At 62.5% G+C, this 24208-nt stretch carries 22 protein-coding genes; 11 read left to right on the plus strand and 11 right to left on the minus strand.

Annotated elements, in window-relative coordinates; genetic code table 11:
- Positions 1 to 62 precede the first annotated feature (62 nt).
- A complete protein-coding gene (locus AAC077_RS17730) occupies positions 63 to 509 on the plus strand; it encodes a MarR family transcriptional regulator (protein WP_339772406.1) in 447 nt (148 codons plus the stop codon).
- 70 nt (positions 510 to 579) lie between these two features.
- On the opposite strand, the gene AAC077_RS17735 is transcribed toward AAC077_RS17730, so the two are convergent.
- The 8 genes from AAC077_RS17735 to AAC077_RS17770 all read right to left on the minus strand — a co-directional run bounded on the left by AAC077_RS17735 (position 580) and on the right by AAC077_RS17770 (position 8395).
- The gene (locus AAC077_RS17735; protein ID WP_339772408.1) at positions 580 to 1404 is read right to left on the minus strand and encodes a sugar phosphate isomerase/epimerase family protein; all 825 of its coding nucleotides are present in this window, start codon (positions 1402 to 1404) and stop codon (positions 580 to 582) included.
- A gap of 58 nt (positions 1405 to 1462) precedes the next feature.
- A complete protein-coding gene (locus tag AAC077_RS17740; protein ID WP_339772411.1) occupies positions 1463 to 2122 on the minus strand; it encodes an HAD-IA family hydrolase in 660 nt (219 codons plus the stop codon).
- Positions 2119 to 2877: a glycerophosphodiester phosphodiesterase family protein gene (locus AAC077_RS17745; RefSeq protein WP_339772414.1), complete on the minus strand. Its 759-nt coding sequence runs from the start codon at positions 2875 to 2877 to the stop codon at positions 2119 to 2121. Before AAC077_RS17745 ends, AAC077_RS17740 begins: the two co-directional genes overlap by 4 nt.
- Before the next feature lie 15 nt (positions 2878 to 2892).
- Positions 2893 to 3759 carry an ABC transporter permease gene (locus tag AAC077_RS17750; protein WP_339772416.1) on the minus strand — a complete coding sequence of 289 codons (867 nt, stop codon included), beginning with the start codon at positions 3757 to 3759 and terminating at the stop codon, positions 2893 to 2895.
- Positions 3760 to 3770: 11 nt separating this feature from the next.
- Entirely contained in the window at positions 3771 to 4700 is a 930-nt protein-coding gene (locus AAC077_RS17755; protein WP_339772418.1) for an ABC transporter permease, read from the minus strand.
- 31 nt (positions 4701 to 4731) lie between these two features.
- A complete protein-coding gene (locus AAC077_RS17760; RefSeq protein WP_339772421.1) occupies positions 4732 to 5715 on the minus strand; it encodes an ABC transporter ATP-binding protein in 984 nt (327 codons plus the stop codon).
- On the minus strand, positions 5712 to 6704 hold the full coding sequence (locus AAC077_RS17765; RefSeq protein ID WP_339772424.1) for an ABC transporter ATP-binding protein: 993 nt from the start codon (positions 6702 to 6704) through the stop codon (positions 5712 to 5714). Before AAC077_RS17765 ends, AAC077_RS17760 begins: the two co-directional genes overlap by 4 nt.
- 62 nt (positions 6705 to 6766) lie before the next feature.
- Positions 6767 to 8395 (minus strand): ABC transporter substrate-binding protein, encoded by a 1629-nt coding sequence (locus AAC077_RS17770; protein ID WP_339772426.1) that lies wholly within the window; start codon positions 8393 to 8395, stop codon positions 6767 to 6769.
- A 384-nt stretch (positions 8396 to 8779) separates the two neighbouring features.
- On the opposite strand from AAC077_RS17770, the gene purU reads away from it, so the two are divergent.
- Complete coding sequence (gene purU / locus AAC077_RS17775) at positions 8780 to 9664, plus strand: formyltetrahydrofolate deformylase (protein WP_339772428.1); 885 nt, start codon at positions 8780 to 8782, stop codon at positions 9662 to 9664.
- Between the two features lie 184 nt (positions 9665 to 9848).
- Positions 9849 to 11273 carry a calcium-binding protein gene (locus AAC077_RS17780; protein ID WP_339772431.1) on the plus strand — a complete coding sequence of 475 codons (1425 nt, stop codon included), beginning with the start codon at positions 9849 to 9851 and terminating at the stop codon, positions 11271 to 11273.
- Positions 11274 to 11357: 84 nt separating this feature from the next.
- Here AAC077_RS17780 and AAC077_RS17785 read toward each other — a convergent pair whose 3' ends face one another.
- The 3 genes from AAC077_RS17785 to AAC077_RS17795 form a co-directional block, all read right to left on the minus strand.
- The gene (locus AAC077_RS17785) at positions 11358 to 11951 is read right to left on the minus strand and encodes an SMC-Scp complex subunit ScpB (protein ID WP_339772434.1); all 594 of its coding nucleotides are present in this window, start codon (positions 11949 to 11951) and stop codon (positions 11358 to 11360) included.
- Positions 11948 to 12832, minus strand: coding sequence for a DUF1403 family protein (locus AAC077_RS17790; RefSeq protein WP_339772437.1), 885 nt, complete (start codon positions 12830 to 12832; stop codon positions 11948 to 11950). The genes AAC077_RS17785 and AAC077_RS17790 overlap by 4 nt, the downstream gene beginning before the upstream one ends.
- A gap of 120 nt (positions 12833 to 12952) precedes the next feature.
- The gene (locus AAC077_RS17795; RefSeq protein WP_339772439.1) at positions 12953 to 13609 is read right to left on the minus strand and encodes a DnaA N-terminal domain-containing protein; all 657 of its coding nucleotides are present in this window, start codon (positions 13607 to 13609) and stop codon (positions 12953 to 12955) included.
- 398 nt (positions 13610 to 14007) lie between these two features.
- Here AAC077_RS17795 and AAC077_RS17800 point away from each other — a divergent pair, with 398 nt between their 5' ends.
- The 8 genes from AAC077_RS17800 (at position 14008) to AAC077_RS17835 (ending at position 24163) form a co-directional block, all read left to right on the plus strand.
- A complete protein-coding gene (locus AAC077_RS17800; protein WP_339772441.1) occupies positions 14008 to 15312 on the plus strand; it encodes an AAA family ATPase in 1305 nt (434 codons plus the stop codon).
- 1 nt (position 15313) lies between these two features.
- The gene (locus tag AAC077_RS17805; RefSeq protein WP_339772443.1) at positions 15314 to 16381 is read left to right on the plus strand and encodes a ParB N-terminal domain-containing protein; all 1068 of its coding nucleotides are present in this window, start codon (positions 15314 to 15316) and stop codon (positions 16379 to 16381) included.
- 275 nt (positions 16382 to 16656) lie between these two features.
- Entirely contained in the window at positions 16657 to 17382 is a 726-nt protein-coding gene (locus AAC077_RS17810) for a ribonuclease activity regulator RraA (protein WP_339772445.1), read from the plus strand.
- 235 nt (positions 17383 to 17617) lie between these two features.
- Positions 17618 to 18790: a M20 aminoacylase family protein gene (locus AAC077_RS17815; protein ID WP_339772448.1), complete on the plus strand. Its 1173-nt coding sequence runs from the start codon at positions 17618 to 17620 to the stop codon at positions 18788 to 18790.
- A gap of 22 nt (positions 18791 to 18812) precedes the next feature.
- On the plus strand, positions 18813 to 20408 hold the full coding sequence (locus AAC077_RS17820) for an ABC transporter substrate-binding protein (protein ID WP_339772450.1): 1596 nt from the start codon (positions 18813 to 18815) through the stop codon (positions 20406 to 20408).
- Positions 20409 to 20495: 87 nt separating this feature from the next.
- Positions 20496 to 21491, plus strand: a complete 996-nt coding sequence (locus tag AAC077_RS17825) for an ABC transporter permease (protein ID WP_037929005.1) — start codon at positions 20496 to 20498, stop codon at positions 21489 to 21491.
- Positions 21484 to 22422, plus strand: coding sequence for an ABC transporter permease (locus AAC077_RS17830; protein ID WP_339772481.1), 939 nt, complete (start codon positions 21484 to 21486; stop codon positions 22420 to 22422). Before AAC077_RS17825 ends, AAC077_RS17830 begins: the two co-directional genes overlap by 8 nt.
- Positions 22423 to 22426: 4 nt before the next feature.
- A complete protein-coding gene (locus AAC077_RS17835) occupies positions 22427 to 24163 on the plus strand; it encodes an ABC transporter ATP-binding protein (RefSeq protein WP_339772484.1) in 1737 nt (578 codons plus the stop codon).
- Positions 24164 to 24208: the final 45 nt, after the last annotated feature.

Below are 24208 nucleotides of genomic sequence, written 5' to 3' on the forward strand. Positions count from 1 at the left end.
GCTGTATTGCCACCGCGCGCGGCACGCTTTAGGTCCGGTGACAGCAACCCAAGGAGAGCCCGTTGAGCGAGATCACACAGCCGCGCACCAGCGACGAGCATGGGTATGTGCTGGACGCGCAAATCGGCTTTTTGCTGCGCAAAGCCTATCAGCGCAATTCGACGATCTTTCTGGAACAAGTGCCGGGCAAACTGACCACGACCCAGTTTTCAATCATGCACCGGCTGGCCGAGGACGGGCCGATGTCGCAAAACCTGCTGGGCCGTTCCGTTGCCATGGACGGTGCTACGACCAAGGGCGTGGTGGACCGCCTGATTGCACGCGATCTGCTGGCCACCCGCCGTGACCCCGCCGACCGCCGCCGCCATCTTGTTTCGCTGACGCCCCGTGGGGTCAAGCTGATCGACGAGGCCGTCGATGCCGCGATCCGTGTGACCGAAGAAACCCTTGCCCCCCTGCGCGAGCGCGAGAAAGAAACGCTGCTGCGGTTGCTGGCCAAGATCATCTAGCTGCGGGCCTGCCGCGTTCGCGTGAAGCGACAGGCCCGGACCAAAGGCCCGGACCACAGACTGACTGTGCCTAGCGGGCAATGCCAAGCGATTGCAGATAGGCCACCGATGGCAAAATGCCGTCCTTGTCCCGCAATTCCAGTATCAGGCGCGGGTTGCTGCCCAATTCGCCAAGTGCGCGGAACACGGCCTCCCACCGGATCGTGCCCTGCCCGATGGCCCAGTGCCGGTCGGCGTAACCGTCCGCGTCTTGCAGATGGATGTGCTGCAACCGGTCACCGGCACGGCGCACATAGTAATCGACCGGCGCCGCGCCATTGGTGCCATGTGCGTAATGGGCGTGGCCGGTGTCGATCGACACGGCCATGGCGGGCGAATTGAAGCTGTCGGCCAGCGCGCAGCGGATGTCGGGGTCGATGTCCTCGATGTTTTCGATCACCATGGTCACACCGCAATCTTCGGCGCGTTTCACGACCGCGTCCATCGTGTCATGGCAGTTTTCCAGCAGCCGGTCGTATTCCTTGCGGTCGGGCGCGTTGTCCAGGTTGTTGAAGCTCCACGTGGTGTAGGGGCTGTGAATGACCATCTGGGTGGCCCCCAGATATTCGCAAACCTCGATGCCCTGCAAATGCTTGCGCTTGTTCAGCGCGCGCATTTCGGTGTCGGGGCTGGCGATGTTCAGGCCCCAGAACGGCCCGTGAATGCCCAGCCGTCCGGTGTATCCGGTCAACAGGTTACGGGTGTGGTCGGCCACTGTTTTCCAGTCGCCATTCAGCAGGTCGCCGTCGCAGAAATCCTGAATTTCCAGATCGCGGTTTTCGGACAGGATGAAATCCTGAAGCGTTTCAAGCGTGGCCGTCGGCATAGCAGCGCCCAGCAGCGGAAGATCGGTCATGGTGTGGTCCTTGCGTGTTAAGTGAAGGGAAAGCTCAGAGGGTGACGGCAACGCGGCGTTAGGTCAGACGGGCCAGCAAAGCGCCAAGCTGTTCGGCACCATGCACCACATGGTCGGCCCCGGCCGCGCGCAGCGTGTCGGCATGGTTCGGGCGATGATCGGTCGGCCCGACAAAACCGATGGCCAGAACACCGGCGGTGCGGGCGCAGCGGATGCCGTGAATGTTGTCATCTATGAACACCGCGCGATCTGCGGCAGTGTTCATCTGCGCCAGACAGTGCAGTGCCAGATCCGGCGCCGGCTTGCTGTGCTGCACGTGTTCAGCGCTATAGATATGCGGGCCGAAAAAGGCAGCCAGCGGGGTGCGGCCAAGGCTTGCGCGCAAACGGTCGACGCCGCTGTTGGACGCGACACAAACCGGCACATCCAGCGCGGCCAGAAGGCGGTGCATCCCGGGCACGGGCGGAACGCCTTGGGCGAACAAGGCCTCAAGCCGGGCGCCCGCGTCGGTCAGGACGTGCGTTGCATCCAGCCCCAGCCCGGCGATCAATGCGTGGGTTTCATCCCGTCCTGCGCCGGAAAACGTCCGCTCGGCGGTTTGCGTCGTCATCGGCACGCCCGCATCGGAAATGGCGCCGGCCAAGGCAGTGGCCCCCATCGCTTCGCTGTCAATCAGCACACCGTCACAGTCGAAAATGACCAGCTCTATGGCAGTCATATCGCCATCTCCTGCGCCATGATCCTGTGCGCCAGTCGCGGGTCATCGGTGGTTAGAAAACCGACACCGCGGCCCAACCAACGTGCAATCAGGTCGGGGTCGTTCAACGTCCAGACGCCCATCTGCTCCAACGGAAACAAGTTGGTGATCAGGTCGAATTCAGCCTCGAACAGTTCATGATGCACGGCCACCAAACCGGCAAGATCACCCAAGCCCCCAAAGAACGCCCGGACGCCACCCTGCCGGTCGACCCAATCGCGGTTGACCGAAACCTTGCGCGCGCATTCCGGTGCCGTGTCGCGGATCATGCGCAGCACGCCGGTGTCGAAACTGTGCAGAACCGTGCGTGATACCACATCATAGGCGCGCAGTGTCTGAACCGTGGCGGCGATCAGCGCGGGGTCGTAGACCCCGTTCTCGTCTGCCTTGATCTCCGGGAACAGCCGCAGGCCCGGCACGGGGGCAAGGATGTCCAGCACTTCGGTCAGGGTCGGCACGCCTTCGGCAATCTCGCCGTCGGGGCCGATCAGGCGCAGGTTGTGGCGGGTGTCGTCGGTCAGCGCGCGCACCGGCCCTGTGCCGGTTGTCGTGCGGTCCAGCGTGGCGTCATGGATCACCAGAACCTCGCCGCTTGCGCCCAGATGCAGGTCGAATTCCACCGCCCCCACGCCCAGTTCCACCACATTGCGGAACCCCGAAAGAGAATTTTCCGCCCACAGATTGCGTGCGCCGCGATGGGCGATAATTTGGGTCACGTCAGGTGTCCTTTGTCAGCGAATGGTCGGGTCAAGCTTGTCGCGCAGCCAGTCCCCGACCAAAGAGATCGACAGCGTCGTCATCATGATCACAAAGGCAGGCCCCAGCATGATCCACGGCGCGCGGGTCAGATATTCGCGGCCAAAGCCGACCATATTGCCCAGCGAGCTTTCGGGGGGCTGCACGCCCAGGCCCAGGAACGACAGGCCGCTTTCCATCAGGATGATCTCGGGGAAGGTCAGGGTCATCGACACGATCAGGGTGGAGGCGACGTTGGGCAGGATGTGCCGCAGGTACACCCGCGACGGGTTCGCGCCCAGTTGCACCACCGCCGACGCATAGCCCTGTGCGCCCGCCGAAATCGCCAGCCCGCGCGAGATGCGGGCGTACCGTTCCCAGCCATAGAACCCCATCAGCCCCACCAGCAGCGTCATCGACGACCCGAAGAACGCCAGCACCGCCAGCGACAGGATCAGGAACGGCAGCGCCGCCTGAAAATCCGCCAGCACAAGGATCAGGTGTTCGACCGTGCCGCGAAACTGCGCCGCGAGAAAGCCCAGCGTGGTGCCGAAAAACGCCGACAGCAACGTCGCGCCAAAGGCGATCACCAGCGACACGCGAATGGACTGGATCAGCCGCGACAGCACATCGCGGCCCAGCTCGTCCGTGCCCAGCAAATGGCCGGGGCTCAGCGGGCCGACCAGACGCGCCGACAGGTCCATCTGCGTCACGTCATAGGGGCGGATGACATCGGCAAAGACGGCCGTAAACACCATCAGCCCCAGCCAACCCAGCCCGAAGGCCACCAGCAGCGGCACCCTGAACCGCAAGCGCCGGACCAGCGTCGGGGCCGCGGTTATGTTTGTTGCCTGAGCGGTCATATCACTGTCCTTTAATGTGCGGCGGCTTTGGCCCGCAGACGCGGGTCCAGCAGGCCATAGGCGAAATCGACACACAGGTTGGCGATGACCATGGCCGACGCGATCACCAGCAGCAGGCATTGCACCACCGCCAGATCACGGTTCGACACCGACACGATCAGCAGCCTGCCGATGCCGGGCCATGAGAAAATGCTTTCGACCACCACGGCCCCCGCGATCAGCGACCCGACCATAAAGCCGACGATGGTGACGATCGGCACCGAGGCATTGGGCAACGCGTGTTTCCACACCACGTCGCGCCAGCTTAGCCCCTTGGCCATGGCGGTGCGGATATAGGGCTGGCCCATCACCTCGATCATCGCCGACCGCGAGAACCGCGCAAGGATGCCGATGCCGCCAACCGACATGGTGGCAATCGGCAGGATCGCGTGTTGCCAACTGTCCTGCCCGCCCGACGGCAGCCACCCCAGCGTCACGGCAAAGACCAGCACCAGCACCAGCCCCATCACGAACGACGGAATGGTAAAGCCGAAGATCGACAGCATGATAACCCCCCGATCCGCGACCGATTCACGGTGCAGCGCCGCGTAGACACCGGCAGGGATACCAACGCCAAGCTGGATCAACAGCGTCGGCACGGTCAGGGCCAGCGTGGCGGGCACCCGTTCCAGCACCAGATCAATCGCCGGAGAGCGGTCGCGCATGGACACGCCGAAATCAAGTTGGGCAAGGGATTTGAGATAGGCCAGATACTGCTTCCAGATCGGATCGTCCAAACCCCATTGCGCGCGGAACGCCTCAATGCTGTCGGTGGGCGCATCCGGCCCCAGCAGGATCGACGCGGGATCGCCCGACAGGCGCAGCACGACAAAGGCAAAGGTCATCACCAACAGGATCGTCAGGGCCGCACGAAACAGACGGGTAACAAAATAGCTTAGCATATCATGGCTTTCGGGGTCATGCAGCGTACCATCAGGCGGCCCGCCCGGCGCGGGGCGCGTCCAGCAGGTGACAGGCGGCGCGGCGCGCGGGGGCGATGGTTTGCAGGGACGGAACCGCCTGTGCACAGCTTGGGACAGCCGCCGCACAACGCGGATGGAACGCACACCCCGCGGGGCGCTGCGCGGGGTTTGGCGGCTCGCCCTTCAGCAAGATGCGGCCTTGCAGCCGTTTGCCCGGCACCGGCACCGACGACACCAACGCTTGGGTATAGGGGTGTTCGGGCTGCGCGAAAATCTGGTCCGAGCTGGCCTCTTCCACGATCCGGCCAAGGTACATCACCGCGACACGGTCACAGATGTTGCGCACGACTTTCAGGTCGTGGCTGATGAACACCATGGCGATCCCGTGGCGTTCCTGAAGGTCGCGCAGCAGGTTGACCACCTGCGCCTGAATGGACACATCCAGCGCCGACACCGGCTCGTCACAGACCAGCAGACGGGGCGACGTGGCCAATGCGCGGGCGATGATCACCCGCTGGCGCTGACCGCCCGACAACTCGTGCGGATAGCGCGCGCCCTGATCCTGCCGCAGACCCACCTGCGCCATCAGCTCGGCCACGCGTTCGGTCAGCTCGACGCCGGTGGCAAGCCCGTGAATTTCCAGCGGCTCGCCGATCTGGCGGGCGATGGTCAACCGCCGGTCCAGTGCGGCCAACGGGTCCTGATAGACAAACTGCATCTGTGCGCGCAACGCCCGCCACGGGGCAGTGTGCAAGGGCGGCATCGGCTGGCCGTCAAACAGCACCTGCCCCTCGGTCGGGGCATCAATGCCCAGCAGCATCCGGCCCAGCGTCGACTTGCCCGACCCGCTTTCCCCGACGATGCCCAGCGTCTCACCAGCCTTCAGCGTCAGATCGACACCGTCGACCGCCCGCACCGACGCGGCCTTGTGAAACAGCGATTTCTGGCCCTCGTAACAGCGGACCAGCCCGCGCGCTTGCAGCAATGCGGTCATGCGGGCAGCCTTTCGTCGGTGGTAGCAGTGCCGGTCGCGGGCGCCGTCACCGGATAGAAACAGGCCAACTGCCGGCCATCCTGTTGTGGTTTCAACGCGGGCACGTCGCTGTTGCAGAACGCCTGCGCCTTGGCACAGCGCGGGGCAAAGGCACAGCCCTGGGGCATATGGCGCGGGTCTGGCACGGTGCCGTGGATCGGGATCAGCCGGTCGCGCGTGCCGTCCAGTCGCGGGATCGCGTCGAACAGGCCACGGGTATAAGGATGGCGCGGTGCGTCGAACATCGGGCCGATGGCACCGCTTTCGACAATCCGGCCTGCGTACATCACATGCACACGGTCACAGATCGCACCAACCGCGCCCAGATCGTGGCTGATGAACACCATGCCCATGCCCGTTTCGCGGCGCAGTGTCGCCAGAAGGTCAAGGATTTGCGCCTGAATCGTGGCATCCAGCGCCGTGGTAGGTTCATCCGCGATCAAAAGATCCGGCGCGCCTGCCAGCGCCATGGCGATCATCACACGTTGGCATTGGCCGCCGGAAAACTCGTGCGGGTACAGATCGACCCGTTTCGCAGCGCCCGGAATGCCGACCATATCCAGCAGCCGCACCGCCTCAATCCGGCCTGCGCGGCGGTCCATGCCGCGATGCAACCGCAGGCTTTCGCCAATCTGGTGACCGACGGTGCGCACCGGGTTCAGCGACGACGACGGGTCCTGAAAGATCATCGCGATCCGGCCACCGCGCACCCCCTCGACGGCGGCGCGTCCGGTGCCGATCAACTGCTGGCCTTCGACGGTCACCGATCCGCTGACCGACGCCTTGCCCGGCAACAGGCCCAGGGCGGCCAGCCACGTCACCGACTTGCCGCAGCCGGATTCACCCACCAGCCCCAGTGCCTCGCCCTTGGCGACGTCAAGGTTGATGCCGTGCAGGACCTGAACACCGTCAAAGGCAACTTTCAGATCACGTATCGAAACATAGGACATATCAGGCTTTCAAATGCCACGTGGCGCCGCAGGATTGCCGCGCCACGTGATCGCGTTCTGGATCAGGAGGCGTTCCAGTTGTCGGCGCGGAAATCCATCGCAAAGGCCGGTGCGGCCTTCCAGTTCAGGTCCGATTTCATGCCGGTGAACACGCAGTTCTGGTGCAGGACCTGGAATGCGGGATCTTCACGTTCGGTGATTTCCAGCATCCGCGCGAACGCTTTTTTGCGCGCGCCGCGATCCGTCGATTTCTGCATGAAGTTCGACAGCTCGTTCATTTCGACGTTGGACCATTCGTTGCGCTGCTGCTGCAATCCGTTCGGCCCGTGCTGCGCCACAATCGACGACACCGGATCGTTGAACGTGGCCGAGTTCGACCAGTCGCGGATGCCGCGTGTGTCGTTGTCTTCCAGCACCTGACCCCAGTTTTCGACCATCTGGATTTCGACGTTCAGACCCGCCTGCTTCCACATCTCGACCATGATCTGCGCGTTCGAAACCTGATTGATGTAATAGTTGTTCAGCACGCGGAACGGGATTGCATCGCCCTGATAGCCGGACTGTTTCACCAGATCGCGTGCCATTTCCAGGTTGAACTCGGGGGCGGTCCAGCCCTTGATGAACATATCATCGTAGAATTCAAATTGCAGACCTGCGGGCACCTTGGTCTGGCCGTCCCACAAGGCGTTCACGATCAATTGGCGGTCGATCGAATGGGTCATGGCGCGGCGGATCAGCGGGTCGGACAGGACCGGGTGCACCTTGTCAAAGACCTGAATGCGGTGGTTCAGAATGGTCGAACCCTGCACCTCAAGCCCGGCGGTGTTGCGCACGGCATCCAGTTGGTCGGGCGGCAGGTCGCAGGCAAAATCGTATTCGCCGGACAGCAGACCGTTCACGCGGCTGGCCACTTCGGGCACTTCCAGGAACCGGATTTCCGCCAGCGGCGGGCGGCCACCCCAATAGTCATCGTGTGCCACCAGTGTCAGCGACACGTCGGGGCGGTATTCCTGCACCTTATAGGCGCCGGTGGTCACGGGCGCGTTGGCCCAGTCGGCATATGTCGCGGCTTCGTCCCACGCGCGGCGGCTGGCGATTTGCGAGCCAAAGGCGATCAGGCGCCCTTCCAGCGTCACATCGGGCGATGCGTTGTGGAACCGCACGGTGTACTTGTCCACCGCTTCGACACCGCGCAGCGCCGGCCACAGACGACGGCCCACACCGGGCACACCGGCGGGCAGTTCCTTGTCTGTCTTGGGCTTGAAATTGTCCGCATACAGCGTTTCGCCGCCATCGGGCTGGGTGCCTGCAAACACACGTTCGTCCGAGAACGAAAACACCACGTCGTCGGCGGTCATTTCGTCGCCGTTGTGGAATTTCACGCCTTCGCGCAGCTTCAGCTCGATGGTCTTGTCATCCAGACGCTTCCAGCTTGTCGCCAGACCGGGCACGCCGCCCTGATCGCCCATCCAGTTGCGGTTGATCAGACCTTCCCACAGGTTGGGGAAAAACACGCGTTCCCCGACGTTGGACTGTTCGTTCCAGACATCCATCGTGTTGTTGTTGGTGATCTTTTGAACGGCAACGGTGACTGTGCGGCGCTGGGATTGTGCGAACGACAGCCCCGGCATAGCCAAAGAGCCGGCAGCGGCCCCCAAAAGTCCAAGAGCGTGGCGGCGGTGAATAAGCATGAGGCAAACCTTTGCAGATGACGGCCCCGCGGATCAGGGCACGTTTCGGCGCCTTATCGGTCTGCTGTGCGACACCCATGTGATGGTTTCTTGAACTATTTGTTTCAGTGGCATTGCCAGGACACGGCGGGCACCTCAGCCCGATCCCCCTTTGGCGCGCCGCAACGCGCGCCCCTGATTCCTTACTTTTTCAAGCACCGCATTCCATTTCGCCACCCTGCCCCATGCCCAAATTCCCGACGCACGCGCAAAATTTGCAACGCGTGTCGTTTTTCCATCGCACCGCGCCGTTGTGCATCCTTGCCCATCGCGTCCGCTGGCGCATAGGTGTCGGCACGGGGGCCGCATTCGATCCACCGCGCCCAAAGATTAGGATTTCTGACGATGACCAAATATTGCCTGAACGTTAGCTGCGCCTCGCGCCGTGGCATCGTATCTGCCATCTCGGCCTTTCTGGCCGACCACGGGTGCAACATTCTGGACAGTGCACAGTTCGACGACACGCACACCGGCAAGTTCTTTATGCGCGTGGGCTTTGCCTCGGAACTGGACGCCACGCTGGAAACGCTGACCGCCGACTTTGGCGCCGTGGCCGAGCCGCTGGACCTGGACTGGTCGTTCCACGACGAAACCACCAAGATGAAAGCCGTGATCATGGTGTCGCGGTTTGGCCACTGCCTGAATGACCTGCTGTACCGCTGGCGCATCGGCGCGCTGCCCATCGACATCGTGGCGGTCATTTCCAACCACACCGATTACCAGAAGGTCGTGGTCAACCACGACATCCCGTTCCACCACATCAAGGTGACGCCGGAAAACAAACCGCAGGCCGAAGCGCGGATCATGGAAGTGGTCGAAGACGTGGACGCCGATCTGGTGGTGCTGGCGCGCTACATGCAGATCCTGTCGGACAGCATGTGCAAGAAAATGTCGGGGCGCATCATCAACATCCACCATTCGTTCCTGCCGTCGTTCAAGGGGGCCAACCCCTACAAGCAGGCGTTTGATCGCGGCGTGAAACTGATCGGGGCCACCGCCCACTATGTCACCGCCGACCTGGACGAAGGTCCGATCATCGAACAGGACACCGTGCGCGTCACCCACGCCCAGAACGGCAGCGATTACGTGTCACTGGGCCGCGATGTCGAGGCCCAGGTGCTGGCCCGCGCCATCCACGCCCACGCCAACCGCCGCGTGTTCCTGAACGGCAACAAAACCGTGGTGTTCCCGCCGTCGCCCGGCGCCTACAGCAGCGACCGCATGGGCTGAACTGCCGTCGGGCGCTGTCTGCGCCTGCCGCTTTTCACAAAACTTTCACGCAAGGGCTGCGCCAGAACAGGCGCGGCCCTTTTGCGTGGGTGACGGCCAAAATCGACTTTTCCCCTATGAGACAGGCGAATTTTGCAACAAACTTTGTGCAATTACCGCGCAATTTTTTTGGAAAGGGCAATTCATGGCCATCGAATACATTCTGACCAGCACCTCCACCGCTTATGACGTTCAAACATCTGACGACGTGTTCGTCATGGACGGCGTGAACATCACATCGACAACAAACGCCATTTTCACAGACGTGGCAGGGGTCAATAACGGCATCACCGTCACTGTGCGTGGCGGCCTGTACGGCACGACAGGCATCAACCTGTGGTCCAATTCCACCCAAAACAACGATACATATATTTATCTGGCCAAAGGCGCGCACGTTCACGGCACCCAGGACGGCATCACGATCCGGCAGGGGGACGACAATGTGGTCGTCAACTACGGCGAGATTTCAGCGCAGCAAGCGGGCATATATTTTCAGGGCGGCGAGGCCACCGTCATCAATCACGGCAGCATCAGCTCGTTCGGCGAGTCCGGTCAGGGTGCGATCATCTTCAATGCCACAGCCGACGGCGACGATATTCGCGAGGTGGTCAACACTGGTATCATCAGCGGCGCACCACAAATCACAAGCTCGGTTATATACGCGACGATCCTCAATGCCGGCGGTGCCGAATTCCGTCTGAACAATTCGGGCCTGATCGAAGGCATTGGCGCAGATGCACTTTATAGCAGCGCAAGCCTGAACCTTCTGAACAACTCGGGCGAAATCAATGGAAATCTCGTTCTGCGCAACACCACCACATTGTCCAACACCGGCACGATCTTTGGCGATGTCGAATTCGGAAGCGGCGACGACATCTATACCGGCATCGGCAACGGGATCATCACCGGCGGGCTGGCCCTTGGGTCTGGCGACGACACCGCCACCTTGGGCAACCTGGGCGGCACCGTCTATGGTGACGCAGGCAACGACACCCTGACCGGCGGCGCCGGCGCGGACTTTCTTGACGGTGGCGACGACAACGACCGCTTGTACGGGCGCGGCGGTGACGACGACCTGCGCGGGGGCCTGGGCAGCGACTATGTGTCCGGTGGCATGGGCGACGACCAGTTGATCGGCGACGACGGGGCCGACAAGATGTTCGGAGGCGAAGGCGACGACACCCTGAACGGGGGCCGCGACAAGGACACCATCCGTGGCGGCGACGGCGAGGACGAAATCAAAGGCGGCCGTCTGGCCGATGTCCTGCGCGGCGGCGCGGGCGCCGACACCTTTGTCTATGACATCAAACAAGACAGCAGCACCGGTGCGTCCGATGTGATCCAGGACTTTGAGGTTGGCATTGACGTGATCGACCTAACCGGCGTGGCATCGGGTTTGACGTTTGTCGGAACGGCAGCGTTTTCGGGCACCGCAAACGAGGTCCGCTATGACATCGCGGGCAACGGGCGGACCTATATCCAGGTCGACACCGACGCCAACGGCAGCGCCGATATGCGCATCTGGCTGACGGACGTGGGCGCGCTGAGCGTGGATGACTTCGTGCTGTAGCCATCATTTGCAAAACACCAAAGACGGGCCGTTTTACAGAAAACCGCCCGTCTGTTTCCCTGTACAGTCTCTCTTCTGATGGCCCTACGCCTGACGCAGCCCGGCATCTTCCAACTGCTCAGGGTCGGGAAGGTCGCGCAGGCTTTCCAGCCCGAAGGCCACCAGAAACCGGTCGGTGGTCACAAAGGTATAGGGCGCGCCGCGTCGGGGCGACCGTGGGCCGGTTCCGATCAGCCCTTGGGCGTCCAGACGACCAATCAGGTCGCGGGCGATCTCTTTGCCAAAAATGTCCTTTAACCCGTCACGGGTGACCGGCTGGTGATAGGCGATGGCCGCCAGAACCGCGATGTCGAATTCGCTCAGGTCCAGAACCTGCGCGCCCGCCTCGGCGGCGGACCGGATCGCAGGCCCGTAAGCGACCCGCGTGCGCAATATCCAGCCGTCGCCAACCTTGGCCACCTCGAACGACCGCCCTTCCAGATCGGCGGCCAGATCCTCGACCAGCAGATCCACCGCCGCCCCCTGCCCCACCACGCGCGCCAGCTTTTCGCGCGGCACCGGGCTGGACGCGGCGAACAGCACCGCCTCGATCCGGCGCATCCATTCGTGCCAGCGCAGGTCCGCAGGCAGCTCAGCCAGTTCGCGGTCCAGTTCGGGCGGGTTCTGTTTCACACTCACACCCCGTACAGCCGGAACGTGTCACGCCCCGTCAATTCGCGCACCGCACCCAGGGACACCAGCCGGTCACACAGCCGCCGCGCCGCCCTGTCCGGCAATGGCAAACCCGCAGGGGCGACCGCATCGCGCGTCAGGAACATCTGCACCGCGGCACCCGCCGCCTTGGCCCGCAACTTGGGTGCGACGGCCTGCAAATGCGCCGCCCGCCGCGCAAGGTCGCCCGCGATGCGCGCAGCATGTGACACCGACGCCGTCACCGCCCGGTGGCACGCCATTTCCAGATCCGCATCCCCCTTACCCAGATCGGCCCGTTTCAAACCGGCAGCCAGCAGCGGCACCATATGTGTCCACCCCAGGGCCCGCGCCAGCGCCGCATCCGCCAGGATCAGCGCGGCGGTTTCTGCGCGCGGGGCATCGGCCAGAACCGCCTGCAACACCATCGCCGCGCGGGTCACCGGCCCGCCCTCTTGCGCGTCCAGCCACCCCGCGATCTGCGTGGCATCCATTCCGGGCAGCGCACGGGCCAGCATTCCGACAGACACCGGCCGCGCGACCGCACGCTGCCAGCTTACCAAGGTTTCTCCCGCAGGGCCGGGCAAGTCACCGGGCCGCATCAGGTGCACCGCATCGCGCAACGCAGCCGCCCGTTCGGGTCGTCCTGTGAACACCACACAGGCCTCGGCAGCGCCCAAGGCAAGACGGTCCCGAAACAAGGGCTGGGGGACCGCGTCGGCGTGCACCACAAGATGCAGATGCGCCAGCGCCGCACCCGACAAAAACGCCACATCTTCGGGGGTTTGCCCACGCACAGAGGTGACCCAGACAGGCATATGGGGTATCGTGTCGGTGGCGACGACAGGTGTGACCGGTGCAGGTTTCATAAAGCAAGCCTAGTTTGCGGCGGCGCTTTTATCCAGATAATTACGCCTAAACCGCCTCAAAGTGTCGGGCCTTGTTATGTCCGATAATTCCAGGGTCAGGTGCCGCAAAACGCCACCTGCTCACCCCTCCACAACAAAAACAATGCGCCTGCCCAGGCCCACTTCGGCCATCACGGCCTCGGCCATGACCGTGCTGAAATGTGTCTCCAGATACCGCACAACGAACCCGCTGCGCGCGGCCAGCGTGTAAACGCCACCTTCGTCCGACACGAACCGCAGCGGCGCAAACCAGTTGCGGTGCTTTTCGGGATACAGCGCGCGCAGCCGTTCCGACACCGCATACCACGACGTGCCATCATCAGGCGCTGCCGCCTCTTGCACCGGTTTGGTAAAATCAACCTTCACCACCGACGACCGTTGCGCCGGGTCCAGTTCCGCCATGCGCTCGGCATAGTCCGTCCCCACGGCGGTCCAGACGTCCCGCGACATCTCGAACACCCGCAGCATGTTCAGCCGGTACGCCCCCACCCTGCCCCGCACGCCTTTGCGTACGCAGATCAGCAGACGGTCATCGACCCAACGTTTGATCTCGCGTTTCACGGTGCGTTCGGTCACATGCCACATCCGCGCCATTTCGGGCTGGCCCACGCAGAAATGATCCAGCTTCCAGTTGTACCGGGCCGTGATCAGGGCACAGAGCCGCGTCATCGAAATTTGCTGGGCGGGCGATCCGTGCAGACCCGACACGACCAGCGCGGTCAGCACATCATACTTCATAGACCCCGCACCGGGTCCTGTCAGTCGCTTGGGTTCCATGTTGGTCTCACTGTCTCGCCTCTCAATGGCGGCCATCTGCGGGCCGATTCTCATTGAGGTTGATAAGTGCATAAAATCCCGTTTTCTGTCAACGCCTCTCAAAATACACGAATTACCCAAAAGAATAAATGAATCAGGTATACATGGTATAGGGTGACACCTCTATGTCACTGTATCGCGGTCCTCATGTCACCAAATAGAGACTGAACCGCACCGTTGTGTCACTAAATATATGTTCTTTTTCGTGTGATCCAAAGAACCCGGCGGATTAACAGGAGCGGAATTGGAAAAGTTTGGTTTTGCCAATTCAGCCATATCCCGTTATTGAAGAAAAATATCCAAATAACAAGAGCAGTATCATGAGAGATCATTCAGACCTACAGGACATGAACGCGCGCAGCCTGGCACAACAGGCCTCTGTGCGCCGCGCGACATTCGACCCCGGCGTGGTCAAGGCGCTGCGGCCGTTTTCGATCTGGGAAATCAGCCAGTTCATGTTCGACATTCCCCCCGACACCCTGCGCAAGAAACTGGCCGAAGACCCGACCTTGCCGCAAGGGGAAACCCAGGACGACGGCCGCCAGCGCTGGTTTTCGCTGAAAGAGATCAACGAACTGCGCCGCCGCCTGCGGTTCCGCGGCAAGACGTTGCTGCCCCGCAGGCCCGATGGGCGCGCGATCCGCGTGGCTGTGTCCAACTTCAAGGGGGGCGTCGGCAAGACCGTCGTGGCGCAGCACCTGGCGAATGCCGCCGCCTTGGATGGCTACCGCGTGCTGTGCATCGACTTTGACCCGCAGGCGACGCTGACCCATTCGATGGGGCTGGTCGAGGTCAAGGAAGGCAACACCGTCTGGGGCATCATGTGCCGCGATCTGTGCCGCGAGGCCGACCGGATCATGAACAGCTATGACCTGCCCGAGGAATGCCCCTACCCCGCCGCCGATGAATTGCCCGAAGACGTGCAAAGCATCGGCGCGCAGCGAACGCAGGACTTTATCCAGCCGACATGCTGGCCCACCATCGACATCATCCCAAGCTGCGCCAACGCGGCCTTTGTCGAATTCGCCAGCGCGCAATACCGCGCGCTGCACAAGGCGTGGTCGTTCTTTGGCTGCGTCGCCCGTTACCTGGATGAACTGCCTGACGACCAATATGACGTTATCATTTTCGACTGCCCGCCGGCCATCGGCTATCAATCCCTGAACGCGGCATTTGCGGCGGACATTCTCTATATCCCCTCGGGTCCCGGCTATTGGGAATACGATTCCACCACCAGCTATCTGGGTCAATTGGGCGACGCGATGGAGGATATTTCCGACGGGTTCGGCAAGCTGGCGGCGGACGCGGGGATAACGCTTCCTAAACAGTTTATGGACATTCGTATTCTCATGACCCGGTTCGAAACCAACAACCCGCTGCATTCTGCGATGATGGACGCCTTTCGCAATGTGTTCGGCGCGGACGTTTGCCAGAACCCGATTGAAATGACCCGTGCGGTCGAACAATCGGGCCGGTTCCAGATGTCGGTTTACGAACAGGACTATCGGCAGATGACCCGCGAAACCTGGAAACGGGCACGGCAAAGTTTCGACCGGGCGTATGAGGAATTCAGGGCGACCATGCTGACGGCCTGGGATCGCACCGCAGACAAGGGAGAGACATGAGATGGCCAAGAGCAACAAATTCGGGTTCGCCCCTTTGGAAACCGAACCACCGCAGCGGCGGGAACGGTCTGTTGGCCCCATGGGGGCCGCGGTGCGCGAGGCGGCAGAAAGCCTGACGGATGCCACCGAGGCCAAGGTTGAAAAGCGCCGGCAGAACGCCGTGGATGCCGAAGCGTTTCGCGCCGCCCAGGACGAGGGGCGGGTTCTGATGTCGCTGGAGCTGTCGCAGATTGCGACGGATGATCTGCCGCGCGACCGGATGGACCTTGAGGCGGTCGCGGCCTCGGACGAGATGGAAGAGCTGAAGGCATCCATTCGGGAACGCGGTCAGAAAGAGCCGATCGAGATTTATCCCGGACCTGATGGCAGCTATCAGCTTAAGAAAGGCTGGCGCCGGTTCACCGCGCTGTCGCAGCTTTTGGCCGAAACCGGCGATGCGCGGTTCGGTACCATCATCGCGCGGATCGAGCGGGGCGATGACGGGCGGCTGGCGCGGTACATCGACATGGTCGAGGAAAACGTGGTGCGCGAGGATCTGACCTTTGCCGAGATGGCGCAGGTTGTCATCACCGCCGCGCAGGACGACGCGGTGGGCGAACCGGACCCCGATGCGCTGGTGGCGCGGCTGTACGGCTCGCTGCACAAGATGAAAAAATCCTACATCCGCAGCTTTGTCTTCCTGCTGTCGCAGCTGGGCGATGTGCTGCCGTTCCCCAAGGCGGTGTCGCGCAACCTGGGTGTGGATGTGTCGCGGGCGTTCAAGACCCAAGGTGCGGCTGAAGCCTTGCGCGAAAAGCTGGCCACGTGCCGGACCGCCGAAGAGCAGAACAAGGCGCTGGCGGCCTTTGTCGACGCGGCGAAATCAACCCCGCAGACGCCGAAGAAAAAGCTGGAGCCACGGGAAAAGTTCGAGTTTCACGTGGGCAGCCTGAAGGTGACAGCGCGGCGGGGCGAGTGCCGGATCGTCAGCAAGGACGACTTCGCAGCGATCCCCAAGTCCCAGCTTGAGCGTGCGATCAAGGCATTCGAGGAAGAGCTGCGCGGCGGGCCGTCGGTCAAACCGCTGTGACAGGCGGTAACCCATGGGTTACCCCGGCGGCCAGGTGCTGAGGGTAACCCACGGGTTACCTTGATGGCGGGGCAGGGGTGGTAACCCATGGGTTACCCTCGCAATTATAAAACAAAAACAATTACTTAGTCTAAGGCCCTGCCAGAAATACAGGGCTGGATGCAAGGTGGCACAGCCGCACGCAGGTGCTTTGCCGCATAATCCTTGCGGTGTGCAAACTAATATATTAGTTAGAAAGCCAACCCACAGCCTGCATCTGTACCAAGGATTTCCCCATGAGCGATTACATCCTGTCCGACGCCACCAAGGCGCAACTCAAGCGCACCGGCACCGCGTCGATTGCGACGCAGTTGTACAAGCGCGGTCTGCGCAACCAGTTCATCCAAGGCGTCGTGCCGGTGTCGGCCAAGGCCGAGCGGATGGTGGGGCAGGCGTTTACCCTGCGCTACATTCCCGCGCGCGAGGATCGCAACCAACTGGACGTGTTCCGCAACGCCGACCATCCGCAGCGGGTGGCGGTGGAAACCTGTCCCGAGGGGCATGTGCTGGTGATGGACGCGCGACAGGATTCCACTGCGGCAACCGCCGGGTCGATCCTGATCACACGGATGGCGGTGCGCGGCTGTGCCGGTGTGGTCACCGACGGCGGTCTGCGCGATGCGGCGGGGATTGGCGCGCTGGACATGCCTGCGTTTCACGCGCGGGCTTCGGCCCCGACCAACCTGACCAAACACGAGGCGCTGGACATCAACGTGCCCATCGGCTGCGGCGGGGTTGCGGTGTTTCCCGGTGACGTGATCGTGGGGGACGGCGACGGGGTCATGGTGATCCCCGCGCATCTGGCCGACGAAATTGCCGAGGTCTGTGCAGGCATGGAAGCGTTCGAGGATTTCGTGCTGGAAGAAGTTTTGGCAGGCGCGCCGATCATCGGGCTGTATCCCTGCACCCTGGAAGAAAACCAGAAGAAGTTTGACGCCTGGCGCGCCAAAACGGGCCGGTAAGGCGCGGCGCTGACGGGCGCACACCGTTTGAATTTTTGCACGCCTCGGGCGGGCCTGCATCTGGACGCTGCCGGTTTCGATCTGGCGGCGCGCAGGGCTTTGCCAAAAATGCATTGGTTTTTGGTATGTAACATTACCCAAAGTTATATCTTGGCGGCCAATCGGTATTTTCAATGAAAATGGCGACTGGCTAGGCTGCGAGGAACGGAAACCTTAAAGGGGGGGCCTTTCTCGGATGCCGACACTTCCACAGATCGCTGCAATGCACGACGAGATGACCGAATGGCGGCGCGATTTTCATGCGCATCCCGAGTTGAACTATCAGGAACAACGGACATCCGACCTGGTGGCGGAGCGGCTGGAAAGCTGGGGGATCGAGGTGCATCGCGGTCTGGGCCAGACCGGCGTGATCGGGGTGCTGCGCGGCGGTGACGGGGACGGGTCGATCGGGTTGCGGGCCGATATGGACGCGCTGCCGATGGAGGAACAGACCAACCTGCCGTACCGGTCGACCAACAGCGGCGTGATGCACGCCTGTGGTCATGACGGGCACACCACGATGTTGCTGGGGGCCGCCAAGTATCTGGCCGAGACGCGCAATTTTTCGGGCACGGTGCATTTCATTTTCCAGCCCGCCGAAGAAGCCGGGGCAGGGGCCAAGCGCATGATTGCCGAGGGGCTGTTTGACCAGTTCCCGTGCGACAGCGTCTGGGCCTTGCACAACGCGCCCAACCGGCCTGTCGGCACCGCATCGGTGCGGGCCGGGGCGGTGATGGCGGCGGTCGACACGATGAAGATCGTGATCCACGGCAAGGGCAGCCACGCGGCACGCCCGCACAACGGTAACGATCCCATCGCGGTGGGCCTGCAATTGCACACGGCGTTTCAGCATCTGTGCACCAAGAACATCGACCCCATCGAGGTGGCCGTGGTGAACGTGACCCGCTTTATCGCGGGCACAGCCGTCAACGTGGTCCCGCCAAGCGCCGAGCTGCACGCGACGATCCGCACATTCGATCCCGGCGTGCGCGAAACCGTGCGGCGGCGGGTGCAAGAGATTTGCAAGGGCATCGAGGTGGCCTACGGCGTCACGCTGGATCTGGAATATCGCATGGGCTGTCCGCCCACGATCAACACCCCCGCCGAGGCGACATCCGCAGACCGGGCGATTTCGTCTATACTGGGGTCCGACGCTATTGTGCGCGATCAAAAGCCGGTGGCGGGCGGAGAGGATTTTGCCGAGATGCTGGCGGTTCTGCCCGGTGCCTATATCCATGTCGGTTCAGCCAAGGGGGCGGACGATCCCCAGCTGCATCATCCAGCATATGACTTCAACGACGAGATCCTGCCCATTGGCGCGTCATATTTTGCCGCCCTGGTCGAGGATCAATTGTCAGCGAAACGCTGACATCTTTCAGGGAGAGAGAAACATGAAACATTCGAAACTTATGTCCGCGCTGGCCATGTCCACGGCGGTTGTGCTTGCGACGGGGCAGGGGGCCATGGCGCAGGAAAACGTGCTGAAGTGGGCCTCGCAGGCGGATATTGCCAACCTGGACCCGCATGGCACAACCGGCGCGCTGCCGCTGACCATTCTGGGCAACGTCTATGAGCCGCTGGTGATGCGCGCGTCGGATATGTCGCTGGCGCCGGGGTTGGCCACAAGCTGGGAGGTGATCAACCCGACCACCTGGCGGTTCCATCTGCGGGAAGGGGTCAAGTTTCAGAACGGCAACGATTTCAACGCCGACGACGTGATCTTTTCCATGGGGCGGGTGGGCAACGAATATTCGTTCCTGCGCGACCGTGTGACCATGGTCACCGAAATGACCAAGGTGGACGATTACACCATCGACTTTCACACCGCCGAGCCGAACCCGATCCTGCCGAACATGTGGACCAGCATCTATATGATGGACAAGGAATGGTCCGAGGAAAACAGCGCGACCGTGCCGTCGAACACGGTGGAAAACATCGAAAGCTATGCGGGTTTGCATTCGAACGGCACCGGCCCGTTCATGGTGACCGAACGCCAGCCCGAGACCAGGACCGTGTTCGAGCCGTTCGACGGCTGGTGGGGCGAGCGGACGGACAATCTGGACCGTGTGATTTATACGCCGATCACCCAGGACGGCACCCGCGTGGCGGCGCTGTTGTCGGGCGAGATCGACATGATGTTCCCCGTACCGCTGCAAGACATCGACCGGGTGAATGCCAACGAGGGCACGCAGGTGCTGATCCAGCCGGAACTGCGCACCATGATGCTGGGCATGGACCAGAACCGCGATGTGGCGCTGTTGACGGACACGCCGACCAATCCGTTCAAGGACCGGCGCGTGCGGCTGGCGCTGTATCAGGCGATTGATATTGACGGCATCCAGTCCAAGCTGATGAACGGATTGTCCGAGCCTGCGGCGACGCTGATTTCGCCGCTGCTGTTCGCCCCCGCGGGCGAGATGGAGCGGTATCCCTTTGACCCCGAAGCGTCGCGCAAGCTGCTGGCCGAAGCGGGCTATCCCGACGGGTTCAGGACTGCGCTGGTGTGCCCCAACAACCGTTATGTGAACGACGAAAAGATCTGTCAGGCCGTGGCGTCGATGCTGGCGCGTGTGGGCATTCAGGTGGACCTGCGCACCATGAACGTCAGCCAGTACTGGAAGGTCGTGGGCCGTCCCGTGCAAGAGTTCGCCATTTACATGATGGGTTGGACGCCCGGCGGTTTGGACAGCTATTCGGTGCTGTTCAACCTGATGGGAAGCTGGGACGAGGCGTCGGGCCGTGGCCGGATCAACAACGGCGACTTTTCCAACCCGCGTATCGACGAGATCGTCGCATTGGTGGAAAGCGAAACCGACACGGCCAAGCGTGATGCCCTGATCGCCGAAGCTTACCAGATCGTGCACGACGAGGTTTATTACCTGCCGCTGCACCAACAGACCGTGGTCTGGGGTGTGCGGGACGGTGTCGAGGTCAAACAGCGGGCCGATGACGGTTTCAACTACGCCGATGCGAAGATGACCCGCTAAGCCACTCCCCGGCGGCCCGGTTGCGGGCCGCTGACTTCCGGGGACCAGGCTGATCTGGTCCCCGGTTTTTCTGTCGGAAGGTACGCTATGATCCGCTATATCTCGGGCCGTCTGGCCCAGTCGTTTATCGTCATGTTCGTTGTCGCAGCCGTGGCTTTTGCGCTGTTTGATTTCGTCGGTGACCCGGTGCGCCAGATGGTCACCGAGGATGCCTCGCAGGCCGAGATCGAACGGCTGCGCGAGATGATGGGGCTGAACGATTCCGTGGCGGTGCAGTTCTGGCGCTATGTCAGCGGCGCGGTGCAGGGCGATTTCGGCGTGTCCTATTTCCACAAGCGCCCCGTGGGCGTGCTGTTGCAGGAACGTATGCCCGCCACCTTCGAGCTGGCGGGCACATCGGTCTTGTTGTCGATCCTGCTGGGGATACCCTTGGGCGTCTACACTGGTCTGCACCGCAACGGGCGGATCGCGCGGGGGCTGATGGCGGTGTCGCTGGTGGGAATCTCGATCCCGACCTTCCTGATCGGGATCATGCTGATCTATCTGTTCTCGGTCGTGCTGGGCTGGTTGCCGTCCTTTGGGCGTGGCGAGACGACCGAGGTGTTTGGCGGCGCGTGGACCACCGGTTTTCTGACCACCTCGGGGTTGCGGGCGCTGATCCTGCCGTCGATCACGCTGGCGCTGTTCCAGACCACGATGGTGATGCGGCTGGTGCGCGCCGAGATGCTGGACGTGATGCGCACCGACTACATCAAGTTCGCCCGCGCGCGGGGCTTGCGTGACCGGGTGGTGCACTTTCGCCATGCGCTGAAAAACACGCTGATGCCCGTGGTGACGGTGATCGGGCTGCAATTGGGGGCGGTCATCGCCTTTGCCATCATCACCGAAAGCGTTTTTCAGTGGCCGGGCATGGGGCGGCTGTTTTTGCAGGCGATCCAGCAGGTCGATATTCCTGTGATGTCCGCCTATCTGATCATGATCGCGTTCTTTTTCGTGGTGATCAACCTGATCACCGACCTGACCTATTATGCCATCGACCCGCGTCTGCGGTCCGGGGCGCTGAAGGGGAACGCACATGCGTAATTCTGTCTATGCACCACCTGTCACGCGTTGGCAGCGTATCCGCCAAAGCGACCTGATGCTCAGCTTTCTTGAATCGCCCGTGACCGTGATTGCGGCGTTGGGGGCGTTGGTGATGATCTTGGCCGCGCTGGGGGCGGGGGTCATTGCGTTGCATGATCCCTACGACATGGCGTCGATCGACATTTTCGATTCCAACCTGCCGCCGGCATGGGTTGAAGGCGGCGATGGACGCTATCCGCTGGGCACCGATGCGGTGGGGCGGGGGATCTTTTCGACCATTCTGTACGGCAGCCGTATGTCGATTTTCATCGGGGTGACCAGCGTGGCGCTGTCGCTGGTGATCGGGGTGACTGCGGGGCTGATCGCGGGCTATCGCGGCGGGTTCATGGATGCGGTCATCATGCGGATCGCCGAGGTGCAACTGGCGCTGCCGACGATCCTTGTCGCGCTGTTGATCAGCGGCATTTTGCGGGCCATCGCGCCGCCGTCGACCATGGACAAGGTGGCCATTCTGGTGCTGATCCTGTCGATTGGCCTGTCGAACTGGGTGCAGTTTGCGCGGGCGGTGCGCGCGTCGACCATGGTCGAGCGCAGTCAGGAATATGTGCTGGCGGCGCGGCTGATCGGGATCGGGCAGTTGACGATCATGTTCCGCCACATCCTGCCCAATGTCATGGGGCCGATCATGGTGATTGCCACGCTGAACCTGTCGGGTGCGATCCTGACCGAGGCGACGCTGTCCTTTCTGGGGGTTGGTGTGCCGCCGACCCAGCCGTCTCTGGGCACGCTGATCAACGGCGGCACCGATTACCTGTTTTCGGGATCGTGGTGGATCACCATTTTCCCCGGTGCCGCGCTGGCGCTGTTGGTGCTGACCGTCAATCTGGTCGGTGACTGGCTGCGCGACGCCCTTAACCCGACGTTGGGATGATAACATGAGCCTTTTGGATCTGCGCAATCTGAAGATAGATTTTGACACCCGTCGGGGTACTGTCGAGGCGGTGCGCGGCATCGACCTGAGCATTGCACGCGGTGAAATCGTGGGCATCGTGGGTGAATCCGGTGCGGGCAAGTCGACCATCGGCAACGCGGTGATCGGCCTGTTGGAACCGCCCGGGCGGATCGCGGGCGGCGAGGTGTGGTTTGATGGCAAGCGCATCGACACCTGTTCCGAGACCGAGTTGCGGCGCATTCGCGGGCGGCGGATCGGGATGATCTTTCAGGACCCGATGACCAGCCTGAACCCGCTGCTGACCATCGGCGACCAGATTGCCGAAACCATCTGTCAGCACAGCGACACCAGCCGCGCCGAGGCGTTGCGGCAGGCGGTGGCCTTGCTGGCCGAGGTGGGCATTCCGAACCCCGAGCAGCGGATGAACGAATACCCCCACCAGTTTTCGGGCGGGATGCGGCAACGGGTGGTGATCACGCTGGCGCTGTGCGCCAACCCCGATCTGGTGATCTGTGACGAACCGACGACGGCGCTGGATGTATCGGTGCAGGCGCAGATCCTGTCGCTGTTGCGGCGGTTGTGCCGCGAGCGGAACGTGGGCGCGATTTTCATCACCCATGACATGGGCGTGATTTCCGAAGTCACCGACCGCGTGGCGGTGATGCACCACGGGTTGATCGTGGAAACCGGCGACACGCAGACCGTTCTGGCGCACCCGCGTCATGCCTATAGCCAAAGCCTGTTGTCGGCCGTGCCGCGTGCCGATGCGCGGCTGGAGCGGTTTCCGCAACTGGATTACCGCGAAGACGGCGCGCCGCCCGAAGAGCGGCAGGTGATTGATCTGTCGACCCACTGGCTGGGACGGCGGGGCAAGGCGGTGCAGGGTGGCGACCAGACCCTGTTGGACGCACGCAACCTGACCATGCGCTTTGTCAGCCACCGGTCGATCATTCCGGCCTGGCGGCGCGATTTTACGGCTGTGGACGACCTGAGCTTTGACATCAAGCGCGGCGAGACGTTCGGGCTGGTGGGTGAAAGCGGATCGGGCAAGTCCACCGTGGCGCGGATGATCGCGGGGCTGTACACGCCCAGCGTCGGGCAGGTGGTCTATGACGGGCAGGTGATCGGCGGCACCAATGCGCAGCCGATCACGGCCAAGGTGCGGCAGCAGATCCAGATGATCTTTCAGGACCCGTTTTCATCGCTGAACCGGCGGATGCGGGTGGGGGACATCGTGGCCGAGCCGATCCTGCACCATGGTCTGGCCGGCAGCCGCAGCGAAGCGCAGAGCGTGGTGGCGGACCTGCTGGACCACGTGGGGCTGGGGGCCGATGCCGCGCACAAGTATCCCCATGCGTTTTCCGGCGGACAGCGGCAGCGGATTTCCATTGCGCGGGCGCTGGCGACGCGGCCTCAGTTCCTGATCTGTGACGAGCCGACCTCGGCCTTGGATGTGTCGATCCAGGCGCAGATCCTGAACCTGCTGAAAGACCTGCAAGCCGAGCTGGGGCTGACGCTGTTGTTCATCAGCCACGACCTGCCGGTGATCCGCCAGATGTGCGACCGCGTGGGCGTGATGAAGTCGGGCAAGCTGGTAGAGCTGGCCGCAGCGGAAGATATTTTCGAGGCGCCCAAGCATCCCTATACCACGGAGTTGCTGTCGCTGATGCCGCGCGTGACGGCACCGGATGCGTCAGAGTGGGCGGCGGTCAAAGGCTGAGCTTACAGCCCCCACCACCGCAGGGTCTGCACCAGATGCAGGTCG

Source organism: uncultured Pseudosulfitobacter sp. (genome assembly GCF_963976325.1).
Lineage (GTDB): Bacteria > Pseudomonadota > Alphaproteobacteria > Rhodobacterales > Rhodobacteraceae > Pseudosulfitobacter.